Genomic DNA, 4,232 nt, shown 5'->3' with positions numbered 1-4,232 from the left:
AATAACGGTAGTGATAACAAAGATTTACAGTTAAAAGAAGATGAATATAAAACTCCAGAAATTACACTAGAGCTTCCAAGATTTGAAGAGATAGTCACAGTTGAAGTTATAAAGAAAACTAAACTAACAAGAAGTCAAGTTGATTACCTAATGGGTAAAGCTATAGAAAAAATAAGACATAAGGGAGGGACAATAAAAGCTGGAAAACTTTTAGAAAAACCTTTTGAAGTTATTCACAAAGATGGCATAAAAGTTAACGATCATCATTACAGACTATTTTATGCCGGGGAAAACTCCAAAGAAAGACCTGTTTGGAATCTAATTCCTGATAACGCTATTTATCAAAACTTGATAACAGATTCCACATATCCTACAGACTCCATTAATAACAATAATTATCAGCCTGATAACAACAAAATCATTAAGGGAGAAACTTTAGATTCTCTTGCCCAAGAACAGGTTGAGACAGTCGTTGACGAACAAAGTTAATATGTTCAACAAAATCTATTTGCCTTGGAATATAATTAGAAGGCAAAGCAATTTCAATAGCGCGTTCCAAAGCAGTCTCTGGATGTAATCCATCACGAACCATGAAATTAGCTAAAGCCTCACATACAGATATGTATCTAATTAAATACAATGCAGGAAAATAATTTCTAATTAGTTCATTTTCTTTAATTTCTTTCCCAAGCATTTGAGAAAGTCGAAATCTCATCTGTTTAGCAGTTTCACTAGTAACAGAAATATTTATACCATCATTGATTTTAGAGAAAAAACGTCCTCTATATATCTTGTCATCATACTTTTTAATTTGTATTAAATAAACTTTAATCTGATCTGTCATTCTTAAACGAGTTTCATCTTTAAGCGCATCCCTATAGATAACGCGATCTAAGTCAGATTCAAGCCATATTGGATTTTTCCCAGTGGTCATCCATTCTTCTATCCAATCAGAAACTTGGAGAGCAAACTCCTCACTACACCATTGACCTACATGAACTGCTAGCTTAGGATGAACCCATGTGCCACCTCCGTTTTCTGGAGATCCTCGTTTTACAATAACAATAGTAGGATAAGTAGCTGAAACCCTTGTGTATACTGAATTGCCTACTTTTCCGGGAATTGGATCTACACCGAGCTTTTTCGCAAGAGCAGTCACAAGTCTTAGTATCATTTCTAACGCCAGCCATTCAGAAATGTCTTTACCGTGAGCAACTGCCATAGCTGTTGCATTAATAAAACCATCTACAACACGCTGCTCAACAGCAATTCCGTTCACATCTCTTGAAAGTTTTTGATTTTTTACCATTTCAGTTAGCCTTCCTTATCTAAATCCTTTCTAAGCTTATCAACCAGAGCTATAGGTCGAATTTTATACCCTGCCCTTAGCAAATCCTTCAAATAAACTATCGCTCCGCTTTGACCTTGATGTATAGAAATACCAGATAAATCTACAGTCTTTGACCCTGTTACACTATCTAAAGGTACTCCCTCGTCCAACATTTTAGCAATCTCTAAAATACGATCGGCTAACTGTACGGGAACTCTAATAACTTTTGTTTCTCCGTGAATCCATTTATACCTTCCACCAGCACCATCCCTACGTCCACCTCTTGGCATAATCAACCTCAAATTGTGTTACACTGTCAAATAGTACAAAAGTACTATATCGCTAGTGATAACAAGCGATAACAAAATAATAACATAACTGATAACAGAATAAAGTTTACGTTATCAAGCGTTATCAGCAATAAAAGCTATTAGGGATCAATAAGTTTGTATTTCTTATGCTCACGCTTCCAAGCAAAATACAAATGCCCCTCATCAACCTCACCCTTGCTATCTTCACCCACAAGGTCTTCTGGTTCGCGCTCCAAATCAGCCATATAAGATCGCAATACACCACCAACAGCTACTGCCCTAGTTTTGTGTAACTGCTTAGTTAACTCCAAAAACCACTCACGATTTGCAATCAAGTCTGATTCTTTAACTTGATACTTCAAAATCTCTGGAATAATTACACAAGGATTATGCTCTTTAGCGATCGCCCTTACATGAGTCACTGGCTTATAATCCAACCGCGCTGATTGCTGCCAAAGTTCATTCCACCGCTCTTGAGATAAATAATTAGGGCCAAAATATCCAGGAGCGACCATCAGCAAAGTATGAATATGAGGATGAGCATTGCCATCACGACCCCGTGTCACCTCAACAGATTTAATCCATCCCACACCTGGCCAATCTTTTAACTTAGTTAACCTAATAAATGATTTATTCATCCAGTCCAAAGTTTTCCTCAATTCATCAACTGGGCAATTCTTTACAGTCAATGTTAGAAAAAGCCATCGGTGCTTTGGATAATCCTGAACAACTTTTGGCAAAGCTTGATAAGCCTTTGCCTTCCACATGAGCGATCGCCGCCATTGGCAAACTGGGCAAAAGCGAGTTCTACAAAATTTTGCTGATGATAATTTCAGTTTGTAAACACCATCAGACTGCTCTGGAACTAAACGAAAATCTAGCATTTGAGAGCAATCGTTAATACGATAAGCATATTTTTGATAGCGACTACGAGCATAGTGATCTGAAACGCGATCGGCATTATTCCGATGCTTGTCCCAAAATTGATCCCGATCTGACAAATCTGCCAGTCCTGGGGTCTGGTCAGGCTGAGTAGATAGCGGTAGACTAGGATTAGAAATACTAATACTCGCGTCTGATTTGTTGTCAGACACGTAGTTTTAAGCCCCTCAGTAGAAATTGTAAAGTGTGGTAACTTTAACTCTACAGGGGGGTTTTTAATTTGTCAAACCTTTCAAACGCTCACAGTGCAAGGGATAACGCTCGGTCTGCGCCCTCACGTTATCCCTTAATATCTTCAAGTGAAGGCGGAATTGAAATTAGCGCCTGCTAGGAGAATGTGGAATCATCCAACCTAAATAACCAGCAATTCCAACCTTAGCTAAATCAGCAAAAGCTGGGCGAAATTGTGGATCTAGAATTGCTATCCCAAGAGATCCCAGCACCAAAGCTAAAACCACTACAGTTAAAAGCCCCTCTTTCAAAACAGCCAACAGATTTGGTAGCATAATAGAATTACCTCCAAGTAATAAAACAAAATCAAAACCCAGTTCTGTTACAGCAGCATTGGGTTTTGTAACTAAATAAACCACCTACGTCATCTATCTACAGCAAGAATTTGACGTTTCTTGGTATGAATTAAAAATAACATTTTGAAAGAATAATTCTATCTACCGGCAGAAGCAATAATTAATAACCATAAGACATACGAGAACACAAGCTAAACTTCTAAACGAAGAGGAAATTTTAAAGAATTAAACAAATCGACTCATGTAGCCTAACGAACTGGAAGACTCCTTCGCTCGATTAGGCAATGGCAGGAATGAGCTATAAATTTTCTACAAGATTAGTAGTTCAAAAAAACAAGTACCCCTTTCTGAGTTACAGAAACCTGAGTAACATCTTCCTTCGTCAGATGTTACTCAGACCTCCATACACTCAGAAAGGGGTTAAAAAAACGTTCAACACGTTTCGGTATGTACCAAAACATGTTGCAACAGGTACCGACAAAGCAAATTTCGTAAGTATTGAAACATAATGATAACAATAATAACAAGTTGATAAAAGTATAGATTTTAATCAAAAGTATTGTTATTATGACGTTATCGCTACATGATAACAATATGTCATCTAACCGCTTCTTTTCAGGCAGAATCCCAAATGAACTATATGAGCAGGCAGAAAAACGCTGCGAGGAAACTGGAGACAGTAAAACTGAAGTACTAATTAAAGCGTTATCTGCTTACCTCGATTTTCCACTAGCTACTGCTGGGAAAAACTTCATAGCCCCCACAATAGAAGTTACCAAGGAAATGTTTTTAGAGCTGCAAGAACGAGTAAAAACATTAGAAACTTTGACAAGTAATTTACAATTGCCTGTTATCAAAACTGATAACGCTAATAACAATCATGAAGAAATACAAAACATAAATGATAACATCTTAGACAATATTAATAACAAAACTAATAACAATAAACCAGAAAACGAAAATTCATTTGTTATCGAGTCTAATAACGGTAGTGATAACAAAGATTTACAGTTAAAAGAAGATGAATATAAAACTCCAGAAATTACACTAGAGCTTCCAAGATTTGAAGAGATAGTCACAGTTGAAGTTATAAAGAAAACTAAACTAACAAGAAGTCAAGTT

At 36.7% G+C, this 4,232-nt stretch carries 6 protein-coding genes; 2 read left to right on the top strand and 4 right to left on the bottom strand.

The genetic code is table 11. The features are described 5' to 3' along the window. The coding region (locus VE944_RS33800) for a hypothetical protein (protein ID WP_324988103.1) at positions 1-489 on the top strand (489 nt) is incomplete at its 5' end. On the opposite strand, the gene VE944_RS33795 is transcribed toward VE944_RS33800, so the two are convergent. The 4 genes from VE944_RS33795 to VE944_RS33780 form a co-directional block, all read right to left on the bottom strand. Continuing rightward, positions 422-1,309, bottom strand: a complete 888-nt coding sequence (locus tag VE944_RS33795; protein WP_324988100.1) for a KilA-N domain-containing protein — start codon at positions 1,307-1,309, stop codon at positions 422-424. The genes VE944_RS33800 and VE944_RS33795 overlap by 68 nt on opposite strands. A gap of 5 nt (positions 1,310-1,314) precedes the next feature. Continuing rightward, positions 1,315-1,620, bottom strand: a complete 306-nt coding sequence (locus tag VE944_RS33790; protein ID WP_324988097.1) for a hypothetical protein — start codon at positions 1,618-1,620, stop codon at positions 1,315-1,317. Between the two features lie 140 nt (positions 1,621-1,760). After that, on the bottom strand, positions 1,761-2,735 hold the full coding sequence (locus VE944_RS33785; protein ID WP_324988094.1) for a protein rep: 975 nt from the start codon (positions 2,733-2,735) through the stop codon (positions 1,761-1,763). A 165-nt stretch (positions 2,736-2,900) separates the two neighbouring features. Next, on the bottom strand, positions 2,901-3,173 hold the full coding sequence (locus VE944_RS33780; RefSeq protein WP_324988092.1) for a hypothetical protein: 273 nt from the start codon (positions 3,171-3,173) through the stop codon (positions 2,901-2,903). 504 nt (positions 3,174-3,677) lie between these two features. Here VE944_RS33780 and VE944_RS33775 point away from each other — a divergent pair. Continuing rightward, positions 3,678-4,232: hypothetical protein (locus VE944_RS33775; protein WP_324988089.1), on the top strand; the 555-nt coding region annotated here is incomplete at its 3' end.

The organism is Nostoc sp., from assembly GCF_035638895.1.
Classification (GTDB): domain Bacteria; phylum Cyanobacteriota; class Cyanobacteriia; order Cyanobacteriales; family Nostocaceae; genus Nostoc.
This window is presented reverse-complemented; position numbering and strand designations above follow the sequence as displayed.